Below are 22,248 nucleotides of genomic sequence, written 5' to 3'. Positions count from 1 at the left end.
GGCTGACGATAGATTTCATCACTCACAATGAGTGGAAAGGATGCAGGGTGCGCGGCTCATTAACTACCGGTCTATGCCGATAACTAATACACATTTTAAAAAACCTCTGCCCTACCACCAGCACGGCTTTCGCGGGAATGCACAATGTTAGCGACCTCATACGACACTTTTATCGTCATCGTCTCCGTTCTTGTGGCGATGCTGGCTTCGTTTACCGCTTTAGATATGGCGGGACGGGTCGTACATTCTACCGGCAAAGTGGCGCTGGTCTGGCTGTTCGGCGGTGGTTTCTCCATGGGCATTGGCATCTGGGCAATGCACTTTATTGGCATGCTGTCGATGAACATGGAGATGGTCATGAGCTACAACGCCGGACTCACCGCTTTCTCCGCCGCCATCGCCGTCTGCGCGTCGATATTTGCACTGTGGCTGGTCTGCAATGGGGATATGCCTTTGCCGCGTCTGGCGGGCGGCGCGCTGATCCTCGGCAGTGGTGTCGCGGCGATGCACTACACCGGCATGGCGGCGCTGATGTTCTCGCCCGGTATCGTCTGGCAATGGGGCTGGGTGGCGCTGTCGGTGGCGATTGCTCTGGCCGCTTCGGGCGCGGCGCTGTGGCTGGCGTTTAACCTGCGTGAGGGGCAGACCAGCCGGGTCACGCTACTGCGTATTGGCGCCTCTGTGGTCATGGGCTGTGCGATTGCAGGCATGCACTATACCGGCATGATGGCGGCAGAGTTTCCCGTCCACAGCCATCCGGTCGGGCAGGGCGTTAACAGCAACTGGCTGGCGATTCTGGTCACGGTAGTCACCATCTCCATCCTGGGCATTACCCTGCTGGTCTCAATGCTGGATGCGCGGATGCAGGCGCGTACCTCGATTCTCGCCAGTTCGCTGGCTGATGCGAATCGCGAGCTGGCTCAGCTGGCGCTGCACGACAACCTGACCCGGTTGCCGAACCGCATCCTGCTGGAAGATCGACTGGAGCAGGCGATCAATAAAGCGAACCGTGAGCAGGCGCAGTTTGCCCTGATGTTTATGGATCTCGATGGGTTTAAGGCAGTTAACGACGCCTTCGGACATCACATCGGCGACAGTCTGCTGGTCGGGGTGACCGAGCGGATGAGTCAGCAGATGACCGGCTACTACACGCTGGCACGGCTCGGCGGGGATGAGTTTGTGCTGCTGGTGGAGATCGACGATCCCAACGATGCCGCGGCCATTGCTGATAAGCTGGTTAAAGCAACAGGGCGTCCGTTTAATATCTCACGCTACGAACTGGTGGTCTCACTGAGTCTTGGTATCGCCGTCTATCCCGGCGATGGCGTGGATGAGCGGGAACTGATGTTCAACGCCGATGCAGCGATGTACCACACTAAAAATAATGGCCGTAACGGCTACACCTTCTTCCAGCCTTCTATGAACATCCAGGCGCAGAGCCAGCTTCAGCTGAATAACGATCTCTGGCATGCGCTGGATAACGACGAACTGCGCCTGTTCTATCAGCCAAAATATTGTGCGCCGCGCGGCCCGATCCTCGGTTTTGAGGCGTTACTGCGCTGGGAACATCCGAAGCGCGGCCTGCTGTCGCCCGATAAATTCCTGCCGATGGCGGAAAAGACCGGCATGATTGTCAACATCGGCAACTGGGTGATCCATGAAGCCTGTCGTCAGCTGCGCCAGTGGCATCTGCAGGGCCATCCGGACTGGTCGGTAGCGGTGAACCTGTCGGCACTGCAGTTTGAGCAATCGAATCTGGTGGAGACGGTGGTGGATGCGCTGACAAAACATCAGATTCCGGCCGAACTGCTGACGCTGGAAGTGACCGAGACCACTGCGATGCGCGATCCCGATGAGAGCGTGCGTATTCTCACCGAGCTGACCCAGCTCGGCGTGAAAGCTTCAATTGATGACTTTGGCACCGGCTACTCCAGCCTGCTCTATCTGAAACGCCTGCCGGCCAGTGAGCTTAAGATTGACCGGGCCTTTGTTAATGAGCTGCAGCATCAGAAAGAAGATGCCACCATCGTGTCGGCGATTGTGGCGCTGGCGCAGTCGCTGCAGCTGAAAGTGGTGGCGGAAGGTGTTGAAACCGCTGAGCAGCAGGCCTTTCTGACCAGCCTGGGCTGCAATACGCTACAAGGCTATTTGCTGGGCAAGCCGGTTCCCCCTGAGCGAGTGCCGAATCTGGCTAACTTTGTGGTGGCGGAAACGGAAGAGGCGATGGCAAACGTGAGCCCGATTGCTGAAGCCGATCAGCCACTGACGCCGCAGGTGGCGGTAATCTGAAGCACCTGATCAGAGCTGAATCAGCGTAATCAGTACGATAAGCGATGCGCGCCGCCTGTCATTGGCTGCCGTGCGTGGTAAAGTCTCGCGGTCAGACTACTCGCGGTAAACAAGGAGAGGCGACCCGTGGCGAAATACCAGCGCTTGATGGATGAGATTCAGCAGCAGATCGAGGCCGGCATCTGGCTGCCCGGCACCCGTTTACCGTCGCTGCGTCAGCAGGTCGCGCAGCAGGGTGTTAGCCTGATGACGGTGCTGCATGCCTATGAACTGCTGGAGAGTCAGGGCTGGATCGTCTCGCGTCCACAGTCAGGTTACTATGTGGCACCGCGCGCCTTAGCGCCCGCACCGCTCAGCGTGGCGATCAGCGAGCAGGTCGATATCAACGACTTTGTGTTTGATGTACTACAGGCCACGCGCGATCCCGCCATCGTGCCGTTTGGCTCCGCGTTCCCCGATCCGGCACTCTTTCCTCAGCGTCAGCTGATGCGTTCACTGGCGAACGTCTCTCATCATCTGACTCCAACCGATGCGCTGCACAATCTGCCGCCCGGCAACGCCACGCTGCGACAGCTGCTGGCGCAGCGCTATGCGCGTCAGGGCATCACCCTGTCGCCGGATGAAATTGTCATCACCAGCGGGGCGCTGGAGGCGCTGAACCTCAGCCTGCAATCCCTGACCGAGCCGGGCGACTATGTGGTGATTGAGCAACCGAGTTTTTATGGCGCGCTACAGGCGATTGAGCGGCTCAAGCTCAAGGCGCTGGCGATTCCGGTCGATGCAAAGCAGGGCATCGATCTCATCCAGCTGGAGGAGGCGCTGCAACGCTGGCCGGTAAAAGCCTGCTGGTTGATGACAACATTGCAGAATCCGCTGAGCGTAACGTTAACGCCGGAGCGCAAACAGCAACTGGTGACGCTGCTGACGCGTTATCAGGTGCCGATGATTGAAGATGATGTCTATGCTGAACTCTGGGCGGGTGAGGCTGCGCCGCTGCCCGCCAAGGCCTGGGATCGGCAGGGAAACGTGTTGCACTGTGGCTCCTTTTCCAAGTCGCTGGTGGCGGGTTTTCGTGTCGGCTGGGTGGCGGCGGGACAGCATGCGCAGCGCATTCAGCGCCTGCAGCTGATGAGCACGCTCTCAACCAGCGCACCGATGCAGCTGGCGCTGGCCGATTTTCTTGCCACGCGGCGTTACGACACCCATCTGAAGCGGTTGCGACAGATACTGGCGAAGCGACAGCAGATGGTGCGTCAGGCACTGCTGAAGATGCTGCCGCCTCAGGCTACGGTCAGCGAAGCGCGCGGCGGCTATTTTCTCTGGGTGACGTTGCCGGACAGCATCAACACTACCCGGCTCTACCAGCAGGCGCTGGCTCAGGGGATCAGTATTGCACCGGGGCAGTTGTTTTCGGCAGGAGAGCAGTTCAGTCACTGCTTCAGACTGAATACCGCCTGGCCGTGGGATAGTCGGGCCGAGGCGGCAATAGCGACGCTGGGTCAGTTAATGGCGGAACCGCAGGCGGATTAGACGCGCGCCGCTTCCTGGTGGCCCCAGGTCAGGTAGTAGACATCATAAAAGTCCACTTCCCCTTTTTGCGTCAGCAGACGCTGGATACCGCTTTTTACCCGTTCCGGTGTTTCAGGCAGCGCCAGAATGCGTGAGATAGCCTGTTCGCGCACCGGCTGAACGTAATACCACTCACCGTTGTAGCAGACACGCAGATCGAGCGCATCAATATCTTCAAAGCGATATTTCGGGTTGATATCGAGCAGCATCAGCACGCTCATTACCAGCACAAATGCGGTGGCAAACCAGAAGGCGGGCCAGCCGAGCATCTCGGTGGTGAATATCAGCGCCACGCACAGGCCGTAGCAGAGATACATAACTGCCCAGAGGCCGGGATGGTTCTTCAGAAACGAGAGGCTAAAGCGCGGCAGGTTGTCGCGACGTTCTTCGCGGTTAAGCGTGGCGATCTCGTCAATCAGGATTTGTTTAATAGCGTCCATTGGTTACCTCACTGTCATCTGTTAGCTATTACAACAGATAACAGTCAAGCATATCAGAAACAGATTTGTGCGATTTTTGTATAACAGTTTATCAAAAGACTGCCCTGGCATCGGGCTGTCGTATCTGCGTGCCGGGCCGCCTGACATTTTGCAACACTTTACCGCAGTAAGAACCGCTATCTGCCGCCGTACAGGCACGGTCTCGCCCTATTGTTAGCGACACATTTGGCTTTAGTCAGCAATATCAGTCAATTATCTCAGTTGTGTCGTGCGGCGCACATTGCATTGTGCCGCGGGTTTGCCACACTTATAAAAAAAGCGGAGAACCTGTATGCGTGCCTCATCCTCCAGTCTGATGTTAATGATGTCCTTTGCCGCAGGTACTTTTTCGGCCGGGGCCTCTGATAATCCTCAGCATCTGATGCTCGCCATTCCGTCGGGTGGCGTACCTAATAACCCGTTACCTCTGATTATCTGGCCGCGCGTGGTGCCGGAAGAGGAGGAGATCGCAGCGTGGTTTGAGAAAACGTTCGACGAAAACGGCTGGCCACCCGCCTGGCGCTATCCGATTTTCCCCTATACCCACTTCCATCCCAACACCCATGAACTGCTCGGCGTTGCGGAAGGCTGGGCGGAAGTGCTGTTTGGCGGCGACAGTGGCCGGATGGTCACCCTGCGCGCAGGCGATGCGGTGCTAATCCCGGCGGGTGTCGGTCATCGTCAGGTCAGTGCCAGCGACGATTTTATGGTGATCGGTGCCTATCCGCGTGGCATGTCGCCTGAGACGCTGCGCGACGAACCCGCGAAGCTGAAGATGGCGCAAGAGCAGGTGAAAAAAGTGCCGTTGCCGACCCAGGACCCGTTTACCGGCAAAGAGGGCGCGTTAACCGAAATCTGGCAGCCGATTGCCGCGATGCATTTACAGCAACAGATGGACCTGTAAACGCCGTTTCTGTCGCGAAATGATTAAGCGCGAGCCAGCCTCGCGCTCTGACCTTGCTGACTGTAAAACCTGCCTGAACGCCTGAGCTCAGGCGCTTATCCCAATCATTACACCATTGAACATTTGCTCGCCGCTGCCGATATATCCCCTGATAAGATTAGTTATTCTTCTTAATACGCTTGTCTTCGCAGACCTTTTCCGCTTTAGTCTCGGCTCGCGATTAAGAACATTCCTAAGCCTTTACCGGGCTCCCGAGCAGCAGGCAAATAACAATGGATAATAACTCTGATGTCATGTATCGCATGCTGGTACAAAGCGTGATCGACTATGCGATCACCATGCTTAAACCGGACGGAACTGTCGCCAGCTGGAACGGCGGGGGTCTGCACGTCCTTGGTTACAGGCCAGACGAAATTATTGGACAGCACGCCGCCCTGTTTTACAACGAAGAGGATCGCCGTCGCGGTCAGCCGCAGCGCGAACTCGATATCGCCGCCACCACCGGACGTTACGAAAACGAAGGCTGGCGCTGCCGTAAAGATGGCAGCAGCTTCTGGGCACACGTGGTCATCTATCCCATCCGCGACGAGACCGCTCAGCTGATTGGATTTGCTGCGGTCTGCCGTGACTGCACCCGGCAGCAGGAGCAGCAGCGCAAAGAGCGGGAGCAGGAGATGCGTTTCCGCCTGCTGGTGGAGGGCGTCACCGATTACGCCATCTACATGCTCGATCAGGACGGTAACGTAGTGAACTGGAACGCCGGCGCACAGCGGGCCAAAGGCTATGTGGCGGAAGAGATTGTCGGCCAGCATTTTTCCCGTTTCTACAGCGCACAGGATCGACTCAATCATATCCCCAGCCAGAACCTGCAAACTGCCTATCGCACCGGCCGTTTTGAAGATGAGGGCTGGCGCTACCGCAAAGATGGCAGCGCGTTCTGGGCACATGTGGTGATCGACACGATCCGTGACGATCAGGGCAAGCTGCTGGGCTATGCCAAAATCACCCGTGACTGCACTGAACAGCAGCGTGTCCGCAGCGAGCAGCGCGAGCAGGAGCAGCGTTTTCGCCTGCTGGTTGAGGGCGTAACGGATTACGCCATCTATATGCTTGATACCGACGGCGTGGTTGTGAACTGGAATGCCGGCGCACAGCGCGCCAAAGGTTACAAAGCGGAAGAAGTGGTCGGTCAGCACTTCTCGCTGTTTTACAGTGCTCAGGAGCGGCTGAACAGGACACCGGAAGCTAATCTCGGTATCGCGCTGAAAACCGGTCGTTTTGAAGATGAGGGCTGGCGCTACCGTAAAGATGGCAGCGCGTTCTGGGCGCATGTGGTTATCGACGCGATCCATGATGATGACGGTAAGCTGATCGGTTTCGCCAAGATCACCCGCGACCGCACGGAAGGCCGTGAGCAGGAGCAGCAGATCCTGCGCGCCCGTGATCTGGCCGAAGCGCAGAGCACGCAGAAAACCGCCTTGTCTAAATTTCTGGACAACATCATTGCCAACATTCCCTCCTGCGTGATTGTTGAAGATGCGATTACCCGCGAGATCCTGCTGGTGAATGACCGCACCCAGCAGCTGTTTGGCCTGTCGAAAGCACTGATCGTCAACAAGCGTCCGCACGAATGCATGTCGCCTGAGCTTAGTGACTATTTTAACAATCTGGCGGACGTTGCACTGCGCAGTGAGGGCATGCATGAGCGTGAGCAGTTACTTATGACTGCCAGCGGCGAACGCATTCTGCATACCCGCGCCACCGCGATTAATGGCCAGGATGCGCGCCGCAACTACCTGATGCTGCTGGTGGAAGATGTCACCGACCAGCGCGCCGCCGATGCCCGTATTCACCATATGGCGCACCACGACAACCTGACCAGCCTGCCGAACCGCATGCTGTTCCGCCAGCGTCTGAGTGAGGCGTTGCGCACTGCGAGCCAGACGCAGCGCCAGACCGCCGCGCTGTGCCTTGATCTGGATAACTTCAAAAATGTGAACGATGCGCTGGGCCATCAGATTGGCGATGAGTTGCTGCGCAGCGTGGCTAAGCGTCTGCGAAACACGCTGCGCGATCAGGATACGCTGGCGCGCATTGGTGGCGATGAGTTCGCTATCGTGCTGCCCTCGGTAGCAAACAGTGAGGAGGCGAGCATTGTGGCGCAGCGTCTGATCGAGGCGATTCGTCCGCCGGTTAACGTTGAAGGTCATAATCTGTCGGTCGGGCTGAGCGTGGGTATTGCACTCAGCACCACCATCACCAATACCCCGGAGCAGCTGTTGCGCTGTGCGGATATGGCGCTGTATGAAGCCAAACGTAATGGCCGCAACCGCTATGAGCACTTTACGCTGGAGATGGATGATGTGGCACGCAGCCGACGCCTGATTGAAAACGATCTGCGCGATGCGATCAGCGGCGGGCATTTGCGGCTCTACTATCAGCCTATTACCAATGGCGATCACCGCACGATTATTGGCTATGAAGCGCTGATGCGCTGGCATCATCCTATCCGCGGGCTGATTATGCCCAACGACTTCATCCCGATTGCGGAAGAGACCGGCCTGATTCATATGCTGGGAGCCTTTGCGCTCTATGAAGCCTGTCGTGAAGCGGCGAGCTGGGAAGGGGAGCAGTCAGTCTCGGTCAACCTCTCACCGCTGCAGTTTAAAAACAGCTCGCTGGTGCCGGTGGTTGAAGGTGCGCTGAAAGAGTCGGGTCTCGATCCGGCGCGACTGGAAGTCGAGATCACCGAATCGGTGCTGCTGGATGACTCGCTGGGGAATATCCGTACCCTGCAGAATCTCAAGGCGCTGGGCGTACAGATTGCGCTGGATGATTTCGGCACCGGCTATTCGTCGCTGAGCTATCTGCGTTCCTTCCCATTCGACAAAATCAAAATCGACAAATCGTTTATCAACGATATGGGCGACAGCCGCGAGGCGCTGGCGATAATCCGCGCGATTACCGGCATGAGCCGCAGTCTGGATATCCAGATTACCGCTGAAGGCGTGGAGAGCGATGAGCAGTTCACGAAGCTGCGCGATGAGGGCTGTACGCTGTTTCAGGGCTTCCTGTTCGGACGACCTCAGCCGTCGGAGCTGCGGCTGAAAACGCTGGGTTAATCCGCGCCGGGTTAATCATAAAGGCCATGCTGCTGAACCGGCGCATGGCTGAGATTATCGCGGATACGGCGCACCGACTCGCGCACCACCAGCCTGCCGTTCAGCAGCAGGCTGCCGGTGGGGGTGCCGGGATTCAGCCGCATCTCCTGCAGCATTCTCACTGCCGCTGCGCCCAGCTCATCACGTGGCACCTGCACCGAGGTCAGCGGAATATCGTGGATAGCGGCCAGGTTAAACCCATCCATGCTCATCACTGAAATATCCTGTGGCACCCGTAATCCGGCCTGCTCCAGCGCAGTGACGGCCCCAGCGGCGATGTAATCCCCGCTGGCGAGAATCGCCGTCGGACGCAGTGCGTCAGGGCAGTGGCGCAGATAGTCACCCAGCCGTTCCGCCGCCTCATTGCTGCTGAAGCTGTTCAGGGTCAGCAGGTGCTGGCGGCTGTCGAAGCGCAGATTCATGGCGTGCCAGGCGTCGCGCACCCCCTGAAGACGCTGCTCCATGGTATAGCGGCGCAGGCAGTGCAGCGACAGGATCTGCCGGTGTCCCTGCTCAAACAGATAGCGCGCGGAGAATTCACCAATCAGCTGATGATGCGGCGAGACTGAAGGCAGGCGCATCCGGCGATCGCGGGCGTTGATCAGCACGCAGGGCTTGTTCATCTCCGCCGCCAGCTGATGAATATGCTCATCATCAATGCCGATCAGCAGGGCGGCTTCGGTCTGCTGCATCTTATCGATAAACAGCGCGGCATCACTTTCCACCTCTTCCAGCGGACAGTAGCGCAGCCGCACCTCATGTGGCTCCACCGCCTGGCTTATCCCCTGAATCACCTTGTAGTAGAAAATGTCACTGCGTACGTCAAAGGCGCGCGGCGGGGCGAAGACCATCAGGTTATTCAGCAGCAGGCGACCGCTGTGCAGGTTATCCAGCACGCCCTGCTGCTGCGCCACGGCCAGCACTTTGTCCCGCGTCGCGGGTCGGGTATTCGCTTTCCCCGCCAGCACCCGCGACACCGTACTGATCGAGACACCGCTCAGCGCCGCAATCTCACCGATTTTCAGCCTTTGTTTCATTCTGTGATCGCCTTCAAATCTGCCAATGAAAAATTTTTCATAGCCTGCTGAATCGCGTCAGATAACCGTTTCAGTGCCATTTTCTGTCGGCATTCAGCCTGCCATGAAAAGCGTTGCAAAAAAGTGGCTGTACCCACGTTTCACACTTTTTTAAGTTCGATAAAAGGACACGCGGTACGCCAGCAGGCGGTGTGCGTCATCAATGGCAATCAGGAGTGGCACAATGAGCCTCGAATCAACAACCAAACCCATCAGTGCATCACGCACGGTGCGCGTGATTAAAAATTTACGCTGGTGGATGCTGGGAATGTTCCTGCTGGGTGTGACCGTCAACTACATCACCCGTAACTCCCTCGGCATTCTGGCACCGGAACTGAAAACCAGTCTGAACATGACCACCGAACAGTATTCGTGGGTCGTAGCCGCATTTCAGCTCGCCTATACCCTGTTTCAGCCGATTTGCGGCTGGCTGATCGATGTAATCGGACTGAAGATGGGCTTCCTGATCTGCGCGCTGATCTGGTCGGTAACCTGTCTGCTGCACGCCGGTGCGGGAAGCTGGCTGCATCTGGCGCTGCTGCGTTTTGTCATGGGCGCTTCCGAAGCGGCGGCCACGCCTGCTAACGCCAAAGCGATCGGTGACTGGTTTCCGAAAAAGGAGCGTCCGGTTGCGGCGGGCTGGGCGGGCGTCGGCTTTTCGATTGGTGCGATGCTGGCGCCACCGATTATCTATGTTGCCCACATTACCTTTGGCTGGCAGGGCGCATTTCTGCTGACCGGCGGCCTGGGCCTGCTGTGGGTGGGACTCTGGTGGTGGGGCTATCACTCGCCGGAGAGTCATCCCCGTCTTTCCGATGATGAACGCGCCTTTATTAACCAGGATAACGAGGCGATTGGTGAAAAGCTGCCGTTCTTCACCGCGCTGAAAGTGATTGGTAAAGAGAAGAAATTCTACGGCATCGCCATTCCGGCCTTTCTGGCTGAGCCCGCCTGGGCGGTGCTGAGCTTCTGGGTGCCGCTCTATCTTGCCAACGAGCGCGGCATGGATCTTAAACAGATCGTGATGTTCGCCTGGCTGCCATTTCTGGCCGCCGACCTCGGCAGCGTTGCCAGCGGCTATCTGACCCGAATCTATGTGCGCTGGTTTGGCATGACCCGCGTGAATTCCATTGTTGCAAGTTCGGTGACCGGCGCACTGCTGATGGTCTCACTGGCGCTGATGACGCTGGTAAAAGATCCCTGGCTGGCTATTGCCCTGATCTCCGTCGGCGGCTTCGGTCATCAGGTGATCTCCTGCATGCTGAGCGCGCTGGTAGTAGAGCGTTTTGATCGCCGCCAGATGGCTACAGTCAACGGCATGCGCGGCTCCTGCGCCTGGATCGCCAGCTTTATCTTCTCGCTGATTATCGGTGTGACCGCCGATACCATCGGCTTTAATCCGCTGTTTGTGGCGATGGGCTTCTTTGACCTGATCGGTGCCGTTTTCCTGGTGATGCTGATCGCCGAACGCCGCCAGCGCCCTGCTAACCCATAAGGATATCGCGATGAAAACCCTGAAGAACTGGACGCTGCATCAGCAGGCCGATCACTTTGTTGAACTCAAGGTCGACGATCGACATTTCCTGCGACTTTATGTACTGGAAGAGAAGCTGATGCGTGTGCTGCTGAAGCGCGACGGTGATCTGGCGCTGAACCGCACCTGGAGCATTGCGCCTGAGCATGATGTGCCCTGGCAGGGACGTGACCGCGAGGCGCTGGATGGCTTTACGCTGCCCGCATTTCAGGTGGATCACGATGCGCAGCAGCTGCGCATCAGCACACCACAGTTGCGGGTGACGGTGCATCAGCCGCTCTGCCTGAGCTGGGAGCAGTTTGATGGTGCCAGCTGGCAGCCGCTGACCGCCGATCGTCATACCGGTGCCTATCTGCTCAATGCGCACGGCGACGGCGTCGAGCACTATCAGCGTCGTCAGCCGCAGGATCGGGTGTATGGTCTGGGCGAGAAGAGTGGCGACCTGAACCGCGTTAACCGGCGGTTTGAGATGCGTAATCTCGATGCGATGGGCTATAACGCCGCCAGCACCGATCCGCTCTATAAACATATTCCGTTTACCCTGACGCAGCGCGATGGCGTCAGCTTTGGCCTGTTTTATGACAACCTCAGCAGCAGCTGGCTCGATCTGGGGAATGAGCTGGATAACTACCATCTGCCTTATCGCCGTTACCGCGCCGAGGCGGGCGATCTCGATTACTACATGATGCTCGGGCCGACGCTGCTTGATGTCACCAAAGCCTTTGTGCGCCTGACCGGTCGCACGCTTTTTCAGCCAAAGTGGAGCCTGGGCTACAGCGGTTCTACCATGCACTACACCGACGCGCCGGACGCACAGCAGCAGCTGCAATCCTTTATCCGCCTGTGTCGCGAGCATGAAATTCCCTGCGACTCGTTCCAGCTCTCTTCCGGTTACACCTCGATCAATAACAAACGCTATGTCTTCAACTGGAACTACGACAAAGTTCCGAATCCCAACGCGCTGAGTGATGCCTTTCATCGTGCCGGAATGAAGCTGGCGGCCAACATCAAGCCCTGTCTGCTGCAGGATCACCCGCGTTACCAGGAAGTGGCGTCACAGGGGCTATTTATTCGTGACTCGGAACAGGATCGCCCGGAGCGTTCGGTGTTCTGGGATGATGAGGGATCGCACCTTGATTTCACCCATCCGCAGGCGGTGCGCTGGTGGCAGGAAAATGTCACGCAGCAGCTGCTGGAGAAGGGCATTGATTCAACCTGGAACGATAACAACGAATATGAGGTGTGGGATGGCGAAGCGCGCTGTCACGGTTTTGGTCAGCCGATCGCCATCAAGCATATCCGGCCGGTGATGCCGCTGCTGATGATGCGCGCCTCGATGGAAGCGCAGCAGCAGTTTGCGCCAGACAAACGTCCTTATCTGATCTCCCGCTCCGGCTGCGCCGGGATGCAGCGTTATGTGCAGACCTGGAGCGGCGATAACCGCACCAGCTGGCAGACTCTGCGTTACAACATCCGCATGGGGCTGGGGATGAGCCTGTCCGGGCTGTTTAATGTCGGACACGATGTCGGTGGCTTCTCGGGTGATAAGCCGGATGCCGAACTATTTGTGCGCTGGGTTCAGAATGGCGTAATGCATCCGCGCTTTACTATCCATTCGTGGAATGACGATCACACCGTGAACGAGCCGTGGATGTACCCGGAGGTCACGCCAATGATCCGCGAAGCGATCCGCCTGCGCTATCGTCTGATGCCTTACCTCTATAACCTCGCGTGGCAGGCCAGCGCGGAAGATGAGCCGATGCTGCGTCCGACCTTCCTCGATCATGAGCAGGATCCACAGACGTATCAGGCGTGTGATGACTTCATGCTGGGACGCGATCTGCTGGTCGCCAGCGTCGTGGAGCAGGGCGCGCGCAGCCGTGAAGTCTATCTGCCACGCAACCAGGGCGGCTGGTATGACTGGCACAGCGGCAGGGCGTTTGCGGGCGGCGAAACGGTTACGCTGGATGCGCCGCTGGATCGGCTGCCCTTGCTGGTGCGAGCCGGTGCGATCATCCCGCTGGGCGAATGCGAAAGCACCACCGATGCGCGACGCGACAGGGTGCGGCAGTGGCAGTTATGGCCCGCACCGGAAGGTGTAACCACTCAGGGCGAAATGTTTGACGATGATGGTGAGAGCCATGGCTGGCAGCAGGGCAATGCGTTGTGGCTGAGCTGGACGTTGTGCAGCAGCGCGAGCCGAATCGACCTGACGGTGGAAAAACGCGGCGACTATCAGCCTGCCTGGCGGGAGATCGCGCTGTTACTGCCTGCGGGTGAACGTCGTGAGCTGTGGGTGAACGGCGAGAAAGCGGCGAGTTACCGGCTGGAATAGCGGTGGCGTGATGGCCGTTAGACGGAAATAAGTTCGGCCCCGGAAAGGGGCCGACGAGGAAGCTGGCAAAAGCGGGTCCGCTGCCAAACCGTGCCTGCACAGGAAATACGGTCAGATCGGAAAGACGCTCAAGCCAGTCCCCGGGCGCTCTACCCGCGTGATGACGCACCTCATCCCTGAGGTGCGCCCGTAGCCGGACCAACGCGTTGCGTTGTTCCGGCTACGGGCGTTTTTGTCCCTGGCGCGGGACGCTTTCCTCCTCTGACCATATTCCCTGCTATCCTGGCTTTATCATTGCTTCCAGATAACTGATTAGGGAATTGTCAGTGGTCTTAATCGGTTGAGAGGCCCGAAAAATATTATTCTGCGTGGTTTTCGGTGCTCATGCGGCCCAGATCTTTATCGACCAGGAACAGACCGTTGCCGCTGTTGCTGACCAGCGCCAGTTTATCCAGCACGGTTTTGAACAGCTTCTCTTCTTCGTGCTGCTCGGCAACATACCACTGCAGGAAGTTAAAGGTAGAGTAATCCTGTGACGTCATAGCAGCGTGAGCCAGCTCATTGATTTTGCTGGTGATCAGCTGCTCATGCTCCAGCGCCTGCTGCAGGATTTCATTCAGCGAGGTGAAAGAAACCGGTGGCGCAGCGATAGTGCCCAGCACCGGCATCGCGCCGGTATCGCTCAGGTAATCAAACAGACGCTGCATATGCTGCATCTCTTCGCGTGAATGCATCTTCAGGAAGGAAGCGGCACCCTCAAAGCCTTTGTCGCTGCACCAGGCGCTCATTTGCAGATAAAGATTGGCAGAGAAGAATTCCAGGTTCAGCTGGTCGTTTAAACGCCCAGTCATTTCAGCAGTCAGCATGGCCGAGTCCTTTTAAGAAGATGTTAAATAAACAGGTGGAAGCGGTGAATTATGCATCATACATGTTAGTAAAGTGAAGCCTTTTCCGCAAAATAAGCTAATTTATCTGATTGATTTAAATAGAATTATTTCGGAAATTGAATGCGAGCAATTCTCATTCTGTATCACGGCTATCAGGCAACAACGTCAGGCGAATCAGCACCATGATAGTGCGGGCGATGGTTATTTTGCTGGTGCAATAAGTCGCTGTAACAGACGAAATATTCGCAATCTGATGCCGTCCCGAAAATATCACCGGGTGGTCTGAAAAATAAATTTCAGAGCGTGATAAGAGGTATAGCGTGGATTAAATGTCCTGCGTGGGGAAATAAGGTGTTAACAATCTCTCTCTTAGCGGCTCTGGCATAAATCCTGCTTAGAACTGAGTTCCATATATTGAAACTTGCTACGGCAGGGAACAGGCGGCAGACCATGTTATCAGGAGAAAGTAATGTCAGATGAGAGTGTGGTTAATCCGGTAAAAATGACGGCGACCAGAGGCAGTTATATCGCATTAATTTTTGCCATTCTGTTTTTCTCAGGGCTGTTTTATAACGTCGAGGGCCTTAAATGGCTGGGGGCGTTTGACTTCACTACGCTGGGCGGCAGCTTCGGCACCATGAAAGATCCCGCCAGCAACACCTTTGTCGGCGCAGGCGGACTCAGTGCTAAAGCGGGCTTCCTGTTTGCCCTGTCGCTGACGCCCACGGTAATGCTGGCGCTGGGCGTGCTCGAAATCTTTACCCACTATGGTGCGATTCGCGCGGCACATCGCTTGCTGACACCGCTGCTTAAGCCGCTGATGGGCCTGCCGGGCCGTTGCGGTCTGGCGTTAATCACTGACCTGCAAAGCACCGACGCGGGCGCGGCATTAACAAAAGAGATGGCTGATCAGAAATTGATTGGTAAAAAAGAGCTGGTGGTGATGAGTGCCTGGCAATATTCCGGTGCGGGATTAATCAATAATTACTTCGCCATCGGTTCAGCGCTGTTCGCCTCTATGACGCTGCCGATTATTATTCCGCTGTTATTAATGTTCGTGCTGAAATTTATCGGTGCGGCAATAACGCGCGCTGTGTTAAACAGTGTTTATAAGAAGGATTTTGCCGATGGAAAATAAAATTGCGACCTGCAGTAATCCGTTCGATGTGTTTGTGACTGGCGCACGCAAAGGCTTTCACATCGCCATTCACAACCTGATGCCGAATGTGGTGATGGCCTATGTGCTGGCGGAAGTGCTGAACCTGCTCGGTATTATGCAGTTCCTTGGACATGCCTTTGCGCCGGTGATGGGGCTGTTCGGCCTGCCGGGCGAGGCGATTACCGTGCTGCTTACCGCCTGGCTTTCATCGTCGGCGGGCACTGGCGTTGCGGTAAGCCTGCTGACCAAAGGGCTGCTGACCGGCGCGGATATTACTATTCTGGCACCGGCGATTTTCCTGATGGGATCGCAACTGCAATATATGGGGCGGCTGCTGGGTGTGGCCGATGTGCCCAAAAAATACTGGCCGCTGCTGATGCTGGTGAGCATCATCAACGCGCTGATCGCGATGTCTGTTATGCGTCTGTTTATTCAGGAGTAACGCTGTGTCTAAGGTATTAGAGCATTATCACTATCTGCACGAAATTCCGGAGCTGGGCTTTCAGGAGATAAAGACCTCGGCCTACATCGCCGATCAGCTGGAGAAAGCGGGCCTGAAGGTAACGCGCAACATCAATAACACCACCGGCATCGTGGCGGAGATCGACAGCGGGGTGCCGGGGCCGGTGCTGGCGCTGCGCGCGGATATGGATGCGCTGGGGCACATCATTGATGGCGTGCCGTGTGCGCGCCACACCTGCGGTCACGACGGTCACTCTTCGGTCGTGCTGACGACGGCGACGGCTCTGCTGCAGGAGGGCGTGGTGAAACGTGGCCGGCTGAAGATCCTGTTCCAGCCCGCCGAGGAGCTGGGCGCCGGTGCGCTCTCAATGATCGAAGGCGGCGCACTGGATGATGTGGAGATGATTCTGGGCTTCCATCTGCGTCCGCTGGAGGAGTGCGTGGTCGGCCAGGCAGTGCCTGCCGTGCTCTACTCCGCCTGCAGCACGCTGGAAGCGACCATCAAAGGCCAGCCCGCCCATGCGGCGCGACCGCATCTTGGCATCAATGCGCTGGATGCGGCCGCGCAGGCGGTTCAGGCCGTCAATGCCCTCCATCTGTCCCCGGGCCTGACATGGAGCGTCAAAGCGACCCGCTTCCTGTGCGATGCGGGTGTCACCAACTCGGTACCGGATGAAGCCCGCGTGGTGTGGGATCTGCGTTCGCAGGAGAACGGGCCGATGACGCAGCTGAAAGAGCAGGTCACGCGCGCCATTACTCACAGCGTCGCGGCACTGGGAGCCACCGCCGAGGTTCGCGTGCTGAAAGAGATGCCGGCTGCCGAGATTGATGATGACGCGACGGCGGTGATCCGCGCGGCCATCGTTGAAGTGCTGGGTGAAGAGGGCGCACTGCCGACCCGCACCACGCCAGGCAGCGAGGACTTTTTCTACTATCCCGTGAAGCGTCCGGGTGTGAAGGCGGGCTTCTGGGGGCTGGGCACCAACCTGACGCCAGGGCTGCATCATCCCGATATGCGTTTTGATCTCAGCTCGCTGGAGATTGGTGTGCAGATCTTCAAAGCCTGCGTCAGAAAAGTACTGGGATAACAGAGTGGGGGCGGGTGCAGACCCGCCCGACGCTGTTGCCGCCTCCGCTATTCTCCGATTCTCCGCCCCTGAAATCCTGCCCCTTCCCTGTAGGCCGCGCGCGCAAAATATTGTATGCTATGCCGCCTTAAAGCTGACCAGGTAACCGGACTTCACGCCAATGTAACTTCGCGCTGACCCGCCAACGATGAAAGATCGTTTTTGGCACCGTTTACCCGCCGGTAAGGTTCTGCCGGCCACCGTGATTTATCAGCAGCGCCAGTATGTTGCGCTGCCTATTGAGAAGAATTCCATGTCTAATCCCTTTTTAGAAGAGGTGGCACGCCGCCGCACCTTCGCGATCATTTCGCACCCGGATGCCGGTAAAACCACCATTACCGAAAAAGTGTTGCTGTTCGGACAGGCTATCCAGACCGCCGGTACCGTAAAAGGCCGTGGCTCTAACCAGCACGCCAAGTCGGACTGGATGGAGATGGAGAAACAGCGTGGTATCTCTATTACCACCTCGGTGATGCAGTTTCCTTACCGCGATAGCCTGGTAAACCTGCTGGATACCCCAGGTCACGAAGATTTCTCGGAAGATACCTACCGTACGCTGACCGCCGTTGACTGCTGTCTGATGGTGATCGATGCCGCGAAAGGCGTTGAGGATCGTACCCGAAAGCTGATGGAAGTTACCCGCCTGCGCGATACGCCGATCCTGACTTTTATGAACAAACTTGACCGTGACATCCGTGATCCGATGGAAGTGCTGGATGAGGTGGAAAGCGAGCTGAAAATTGCCTGCGCACCGATCACCTGGCCAATCGGCTGCGGCAAGCTGTTCAAAGGGGTTTATCACCTCTACAAAGATGAGACCTATCTCTACCAGACCGGTAAAGGCCACACCATTCAGGATGTCCGCGTCGTGAAGGGGCTGAACAATCCGGACCTCGACACCGCAGTCGGTGACGATCTGGCGGCACAGTTGCGTGAAGAGCTGGAGCTGGTGCAGGGTGCATCGCACGAGTTTGAGCAGGAAGCCTTCCTGAACGGCCAACTGTCGCCGGTCTTCTTCGGCACCGCGCTGGGTAACTTTGGCGTAGACCATATGCTGGATGGCCTGGTGGCATGGGCGCCACGTCCGATGCCACGCGATACCGACACCCGCACGGTAGAAGCGAAAGAAGAGAAGTTCACCGGCTTCGTGTTTAAGATCCAGGCCAACATGGACCCGAAACATCGCGACCGTGTGGCCTTTATGCGTGTGGTCTCCGGTAAATATGAAAAAGGGATGAAGCTGCGTCAGGTACGTACTGGCAAAGATGTGGTGATTTCCGATGCCCTGACCTTTATGGCGGGCGACCGTTCACACGTTGAAGAAGCTTATCCTGGCGATATCATCGGTCTGCATAACCACGGCACCATACAGATTGGCGACACCTTTACGCAGGGTGAAAACATGAAGTTCACCGGTATTCCGAACTTCGCGCCAGAGCTGTTCCGTCGTATTCGTCTGCGCGATCCGCTGAAGCAGAAACAGCTGCTGAAAGGGCTGGTTCAGCTGTCGGAAGAGGGTGCAGTGCAGGTGTTCCGTCCGGTGCATAACAACGATCTGATCGTGGGCGCGGTCGGGGTACTGCAGTTCGATGTGGTGGTGGCACGTCTGAAAAGCGAATATAACGTCGAAGCGATCTACGAAGCGATTAACGTCTCAACGGCGCGCTGGGTTGAATGTGACGATGCTAAAAAGTTTGAGGACTTCCAGCGTAAAAACGAAGTTAACCTGGCGCTCGATGGCGGTGATAATTTGACTTATATCGCGCCAACCATGGTGAATCTTAATATTACCCAGGAACGTTACCCTGACGTCCGTTTCCGTAAAACACGCGAGCACTAATCGCCTGTTTCCGGGCCATTCCAGCAGGGAGTGGCCCTGATTTCCTCGCTCCAGACTCCTCCTAAAAAACCCTTTTTTCTTCTGTTTTGACGTGTGATCAACCAGTTAGCCAGGCAAATCGCAAAATGCCGTCTATGATTATTTTATCGGACGGCGGAAGAGACTTCTCTTGTCCTTACGTCCTGTAACGCAGCGGCATATGTGCCTCTGTTTCGCCCACAGTTTTGGGTGAGTTAACTGATAGAAGGAAGATATCGATGAACAAGACTAAGATTGCTAAAACCCTGATGGCCGCAATGATTGGCTCAGCACTGATCAGCGGCAGCGCACTGGCTGACGAATCTATGTCGCAGAAAGCGTCACAGACAGCCGACAGCGCGGGTTCGAAAATCGATAGTTCTATGAAAAAAGTCGATGGTTATATGGATGACAGCGGCATCACCGCCAAAGCCAAAGCGGCACTGGTGGATGACGACGCTATTAAAAGTACGGATATCTCGGTAAAAACGCATAGTGGCGTCGTGACCTTAAGCGGTTTCGTCACCTCACAGGATCAGGCTGAAAAGGCTGTGGCAGTGGTGCAGAAAATCGAAGGTGTTAAATCCGTCAGCGACAAACTACACGTCAGAGACAGCAAAACCTCTTCAGTGAAAGGTTATGCCGGCGATGCCGCTACAACCAGCGAAATTAAAGCTAAGCTGTTAGCAGATGACATTGTTCCGTCGCGCAACGTTAAAGTTGAGACTACCGACGGTGTTGTTCAGCTTTCAGGGCATGTTGCTAATCAGGCACAGTCAGATCGTGCAGAAAGCATCGCGAAAGCCATTGAAGGCGTGAAAAGCGTTAAGAATGACCTGACGGTTAAATCTTAAGCTTGCAAGCGGCCACTCTGGTGGCCGCTTGTATAAAAACACCCATCCGGGGATTAAATAAGCAGTTCGATTTTAAATAGGGTAAGGAGAGGCTTATGTTTCGTTGGGGCATTATTTTTCTGGTGATCGCACTGATCGCTGCAGCATTAGGTTTTGGCGGTTTAGCGGGCACAGCAGCATGGGCAGCTAAAGTTGTCTTCGTCGTTGGTATTATCCTGTTCCTCATCAGCCTGTTTACCGGCCGTAAAAAGCTTTAGCCGATGAGTCCTGCAGCGTAATGCAACGCAAAGCATAGAGCGGAGACCAGTCATCTGTAGCGACTGACGTGAAGAGAAGGACACCTTCACATCGCTGCGATGGCAAGCCAGTTCAGCTGGCCTGCCGGTTAAAGGAATAGATGACTGGTTCTCCGGAATGCTGCTGTCTTTAACGGATCCCTCCTCCAGCATACCCGGAACCCTTTTTTGAGGTTCGCACAGTGGGTATACGCATTCCCGTCACGCTCGGCGCCATTGAACCTCTGGCCCTGACACCCTTCAAAGCTCAGAAAATTGCCCTTGTCTGTGAAGGCGGCGGTCAGCGCGGCATTTTCACCGCAGGCGTATTAGATGAATTCCAGCGCGCCCGATTCAACCCTTTTCAACTGATGCTCGGCACTTCTGCCGGTGCACAAAATCTCTCTGCCTTTGTCTGTGGTCAGCCCGGCTACGCCCGTCGCGTGATTACCCGCTATACCACCAGTAAACTCTTTTTTGATCCGCTGCGCTTTGTGCGCGGAGGCAATCTGATCGACCTCGACTGGCTGATCGATATTACCCGCAGTGAATTTCCGTTGGCGATGAGCAGCGCGGAACAGCTCTTCTCCAGCGGCCGCGAGTTTTATATGTGCGCCTGCCGCAGCGACGACTATTCGCCCGGCTACTTTACGCCCACCGCCGAGAACTGGCTGGATCTGATTAAAGCCTCCAGCGCCATTCCCGGTTTTTACCGGCTGGGTGTCAATCTGGAAGGGATAAGCTATCTCGATGGCGGCATCAGCGATGCCATTCCGGTGCGTGAAGCTGCCCGGCGCGGGGCCGATACGATTGTGGTGATCCGCACCGTACCGTCGCAGATGTTCTATACCCCGAAATGGTTTAAACGGATGGAGCGCTGGCTCAGCACCGGCGCGCTGCAGCCGATGATTAAGGTGCTGAATAAGCATGAGCAGAGCTATCGCGAAATTCAGCAGTTTATCGAGAATCCGCCCGACGATTTGCGCATCATTGAAATCTTCCCACCGCACGTGCTGGCCAGCAGTGCCCTGGGCAGCCGTGTTGCCGCGCTGAATCAGGATTATCATCTGGGACGGCGCTGTGGTCGCTATTTCCTCGCCACGCTGGGCCAGTGGCTGAGCGATGCTGAACCTATGATCTCAGCGCGCATTGTCACCCCACCTGCGCCGGTCGCTAATGCACCGGATACCCGACGGATCATTACGCCGCCGCTGGCGGACAATGATGCGAATTACGACAAAGGATCGCTGGCATGACGTTTATCGATACGCACTGTCATTTCGACTTCCCGCCTTTTGAAGGGGATGTTCCCGGCAGCCTGGCGCGCGCCGCTGAGGCGGGTGTAGAGAAGATTATCATCCCGGCAATTGATGCCAGCCGGTTTGAGCGCGTCTGCGCGCTGGCCGTGGAACACCCGCCGCTCTTCGCGGCGCTGGGCCTGCACCCTATCGTCATTGAAAATCACCTTGAGGCGCATCTTGGGCAGCTGGAAACCTTACTGCAACAGCGGCCACGTAAGCTGGTGGCGATCGGCGAGATCGGGCTGGATCTCTATCGCGACAATCCGCAGTTTGATAAGCAGCAACGCTTTCTTGAGGCGCAGCTGAAGCTGGCGAAACAGTATCAGCTGCCGGTGATCCTGCATTCGCGGCGCACCCATGACAAGCTGGCGCAGATTCTGCGTCGTCACGATCTGCCGCGCCGTGGCGTGGTGCACGGTTTCGCTGGCAGCCTGCAACAGGCGCAGGCCTTTATTAAGCTGGGTTATGCGATTGGCGTTGGCGGAACTATTACCTATGAACGCGCCAGCAAAACCCGTCAGACCGTGGCGCAACTGCCGCTCTCGTCGCTGCTGCTGGAAACCGATGCACCCGATATGCCGCTGCAGGGCTTTCAGGGCCAGCCAAACCGCCCGGAACGGGCGCGTCAGGTGTGGGAGGTGCTCTGCAGCCTGCGAGAGGAGTCACCTGAAGAGATTGCCGATGCGCTGTGGCACAACAGCCAGCAGCTATTCCGGCTCGATCCCGCTTTCCCGGCGCTGCGTAACTGACCGGATCTGCCTAACCTGCGCTTAAATGTGATAATAGTAACATTCGGCCAGCTGGCGTATAATGGCTACCAGACGCTGTTATCTGCGATTTTCGTCACAGTGAGTGTGACGAAATTGCACCAATTTCTTATCCCTATGTGACTACTGGCACATATCAGGCCGCTTCTGAGTGTTATTATTATAACATTCCGCCGGCAAGCCGGTGGGTTGCACCCCGATCCTTTGGAGA

17 protein-coding genes are annotated in these 22,248 nt (G+C 56.7%); 14 read left to right on the top strand and 3 right to left on the bottom strand.

The window, feature by feature from the left end; genetic code table 11:
* The first annotated feature begins 144 nt into the window (after positions 1 to 144).
* Together N1689_RS14610 and N1689_RS14605 are read left to right on the top strand one after the other, a co-directional pair.
* Complete coding sequence (locus N1689_RS14610; protein WP_161732725.1) at positions 145 to 2,289, top strand: bifunctional diguanylate cyclase/phosphodiesterase; 2,145 nt, start codon at positions 145 to 147, stop codon at positions 2,287 to 2,289.
* Between the two features lie 126 nt (positions 2,290 to 2,415).
* Complete coding sequence (locus N1689_RS14605; protein WP_260059267.1) at positions 2,416 to 3,819, top strand: PLP-dependent aminotransferase family protein; 1,404 nt, start codon at positions 2,416 to 2,418, stop codon at positions 3,817 to 3,819.
* On the opposite strand, the gene N1689_RS14600 is transcribed toward N1689_RS14605, so the two are convergent.
* On the bottom strand, positions 3,816 to 4,298 hold the full coding sequence (locus N1689_RS14600) for a YlaC family protein (protein WP_161732721.1): 483 nt from the start codon (positions 4,296 to 4,298) through the stop codon (positions 3,816 to 3,818). The two genes, N1689_RS14605 and N1689_RS14600, sit on opposite strands and share 4 nt — an antisense overlap.
* Before the next feature lie 331 nt (positions 4,299 to 4,629).
* Here N1689_RS14600 and N1689_RS14595 point away from each other — a divergent pair, with 331 nt between their 5' ends.
* Together N1689_RS14595 and N1689_RS14590 are read left to right on the top strand one after the other, a co-directional pair.
* Complete coding sequence (locus N1689_RS14595) at positions 4,630 to 5,241, top strand: cupin domain-containing protein (protein ID WP_161732719.1); 612 nt, start codon at positions 4,630 to 4,632, stop codon at positions 5,239 to 5,241.
* Positions 5,242 to 5,513: 272 nt separating this feature from the next.
* Positions 5,514 to 8,363, top strand: coding sequence for a bifunctional diguanylate cyclase/phosphodiesterase (locus N1689_RS14590; RefSeq protein ID WP_161732717.1), 2,850 nt, complete (start codon positions 5,514 to 5,516; stop codon positions 8,361 to 8,363).
* Between the two features lie 11 nt (positions 8,364 to 8,374).
* Here N1689_RS14590 and N1689_RS14585 read toward each other — a convergent pair whose 3' ends face one another.
* Positions 8,375 to 9,439 (bottom strand): LacI family DNA-binding transcriptional regulator, encoded by a 1,065-nt coding sequence (locus N1689_RS14585; protein ID WP_222924986.1) that lies wholly within the window; start codon positions 9,437 to 9,439, stop codon positions 8,375 to 8,377.
* 223 nt (positions 9,440 to 9,662) lie between these two features.
* On the opposite strand from N1689_RS14585, the gene N1689_RS14580 reads away from it, so the two are divergent.
* Together N1689_RS14580 and N1689_RS14575 are read left to right on the top strand one after the other, a co-directional pair.
* Positions 9,663 to 10,973 carry an MFS transporter gene (locus N1689_RS14580; RefSeq protein ID WP_161732713.1) on the top strand — a complete coding sequence of 437 codons (1,311 nt, stop codon included), beginning with the start codon at positions 9,663 to 9,665 and terminating at the stop codon, positions 10,971 to 10,973.
* Between the two features lie 10 nt (positions 10,974 to 10,983).
* Positions 10,984 to 13,347, top strand: coding sequence for a glycoside hydrolase family 31 protein (locus N1689_RS14575; RefSeq protein ID WP_260059266.1), 2,364 nt, complete (start codon positions 10,984 to 10,986; stop codon positions 13,345 to 13,347).
* A gap of 359 nt (positions 13,348 to 13,706) precedes the next feature.
* Here the strand turns inward: N1689_RS14575 and ftnA are convergent, their stop codons facing one another.
* Positions 13,707 to 14,213: a non-heme ferritin gene (ftnA, locus tag N1689_RS14570; protein ID WP_033733871.1), complete on the bottom strand. Its 507-nt coding sequence runs from the start codon at positions 14,211 to 14,213 to the stop codon at positions 13,707 to 13,709.
* A gap of 490 nt (positions 14,214 to 14,703) precedes the next feature.
* On the opposite strand from ftnA, the gene N1689_RS14565 reads away from it, so the two are divergent.
* From N1689_RS14565 to N1689_RS14530, 8 genes are all read left to right on the top strand, one after another.
* The gene (locus tag N1689_RS14565; RefSeq protein ID WP_161732709.1) at positions 14,704 to 15,372 is read left to right on the top strand and encodes a nucleoside recognition domain-containing protein; all 669 of its coding nucleotides are present in this window, start codon (positions 14,704 to 14,706) and stop codon (positions 15,370 to 15,372) included.
* On the top strand, positions 15,362 to 15,835 hold the full coding sequence (locus N1689_RS14560; protein WP_161732707.1) for a YjiG family protein: 474 nt from the start codon (positions 15,362 to 15,364) through the stop codon (positions 15,833 to 15,835). The genes N1689_RS14565 and N1689_RS14560 overlap by 11 nt, the downstream gene beginning before the upstream one ends.
* Positions 15,836 to 15,839: 4 nt before the next feature.
* Entirely contained in the window at positions 15,840 to 16,943 is a 1,104-nt protein-coding gene (locus N1689_RS14555; protein WP_161732705.1) for an amidohydrolase, read from the top strand.
* Between the two features lie 292 nt (positions 16,944 to 17,235).
* A complete protein-coding gene (prfC, locus tag N1689_RS14550; protein WP_222925452.1) occupies positions 17,236 to 18,822 on the top strand; it encodes a peptide chain release factor 3 in 1,587 nt (528 codons plus the stop codon).
* Between the two features lie 257 nt (positions 18,823 to 19,079).
* The gene (gene osmY / locus N1689_RS14545; protein ID WP_161732703.1) at positions 19,080 to 19,694 is read left to right on the top strand and encodes a molecular chaperone OsmY; all 615 of its coding nucleotides are present in this window, start codon (positions 19,080 to 19,082) and stop codon (positions 19,692 to 19,694) included.
* Between the two features lie 95 nt (positions 19,695 to 19,789).
* Positions 19,790 to 19,951, top strand: a complete 162-nt coding sequence (locus N1689_RS14540; protein WP_003848537.1) for a DUF1328 domain-containing protein — start codon at positions 19,790 to 19,792, stop codon at positions 19,949 to 19,951.
* A gap of 221 nt (positions 19,952 to 20,172) precedes the next feature.
* Positions 20,173 to 21,225, top strand: coding sequence for a patatin family protein (locus N1689_RS14535; RefSeq protein ID WP_260059265.1), 1,053 nt, complete (start codon positions 20,173 to 20,175; stop codon positions 21,223 to 21,225).
* Complete coding sequence (locus N1689_RS14530) at positions 21,222 to 22,019, top strand: TatD family hydrolase (protein ID WP_260059264.1); 798 nt, start codon at positions 21,222 to 21,224, stop codon at positions 22,017 to 22,019. The genes N1689_RS14535 and N1689_RS14530 overlap by 4 nt, the downstream gene beginning before the upstream one ends.
* Positions 22,020 to 22,248: the final 229 nt, after the last annotated feature.

Source organism: Pantoea sp. XY16, from assembly GCF_025153065.1.
Taxonomy (GTDB): Bacteria; Pseudomonadota; Gammaproteobacteria; order Enterobacterales; family Enterobacteriaceae; genus Pantoea; species Pantoea alfalfae.
This window is presented reverse-complemented; position numbering and strand designations above follow the sequence as displayed.

Excerpts from the sequence above, each read along its gene's own strand:
- N1689_RS14610 (WP_161732725.1), top strand. The coding sequence starts at position 145 with ATGTTAGCGACCTCATACGACACTTTTATCGTCATCGTCTCCGTTCTT.
- N1689_RS14600 (WP_161732721.1), bottom strand. The coding sequence starts at position 4,298 with ATGGACGCTATTAAACAAATCCTGATTGACGAGATCGCCACGCTTAAC.
- N1689_RS14595 (WP_161732719.1), top strand. The coding sequence starts at position 4,630 with ATGCGTGCCTCATCCTCCAGTCTGATGTTAATGATGTCCTTTGCCGCA.
- N1689_RS14590 (WP_161732717.1), top strand. The coding sequence starts at position 5,514 with ATGGATAATAACTCTGATGTCATGTATCGCATGCTGGTACAAAGCGTG.
- N1689_RS14585 (WP_222924986.1), bottom strand. The coding sequence starts at position 9,439 with ATGAAACAAAGGCTGAAAATCGGTGAGATTGCGGCGCTGAGCGGTGTC.
- N1689_RS14580 (WP_161732713.1), top strand. The coding sequence starts at position 9,663 with ATGAGCCTCGAATCAACAACCAAACCCATCAGTGCATCACGCACGGTG.
- N1689_RS14575 (WP_260059266.1), top strand. The coding sequence starts at position 10,984 with ATGAAAACCCTGAAGAACTGGACGCTGCATCAGCAGGCCGATCACTTT.
- ftnA (WP_033733871.1), bottom strand. The coding sequence starts at position 14,213 with ATGCTGACTGCTGAAATGACTGGGCGTTTAAACGACCAGCTGAACCTG.
- N1689_RS14565 (WP_161732709.1), top strand. The coding sequence starts at position 14,704 with ATGTCAGATGAGAGTGTGGTTAATCCGGTAAAAATGACGGCGACCAGA.
- N1689_RS14560 (WP_161732707.1), top strand. The coding sequence starts at position 15,362 with ATGGAAAATAAAATTGCGACCTGCAGTAATCCGTTCGATGTGTTTGTG.
- prfC (WP_222925452.1), top strand. The coding sequence starts at position 17,236 with ATGTCTAATCCCTTTTTAGAAGAGGTGGCACGCCGCCGCACCTTCGCG.
- osmY (WP_161732703.1), top strand. The coding sequence starts at position 19,080 with ATGAACAAGACTAAGATTGCTAAAACCCTGATGGCCGCAATGATTGGC.
- N1689_RS14540 (WP_003848537.1), top strand. The coding sequence starts at position 19,790 with ATGTTTCGTTGGGGCATTATTTTTCTGGTGATCGCACTGATCGCTGCA.
- N1689_RS14530 (WP_260059264.1), top strand. The coding sequence starts at position 21,222 with ATGACGTTTATCGATACGCACTGTCATTTCGACTTCCCGCCTTTTGAA.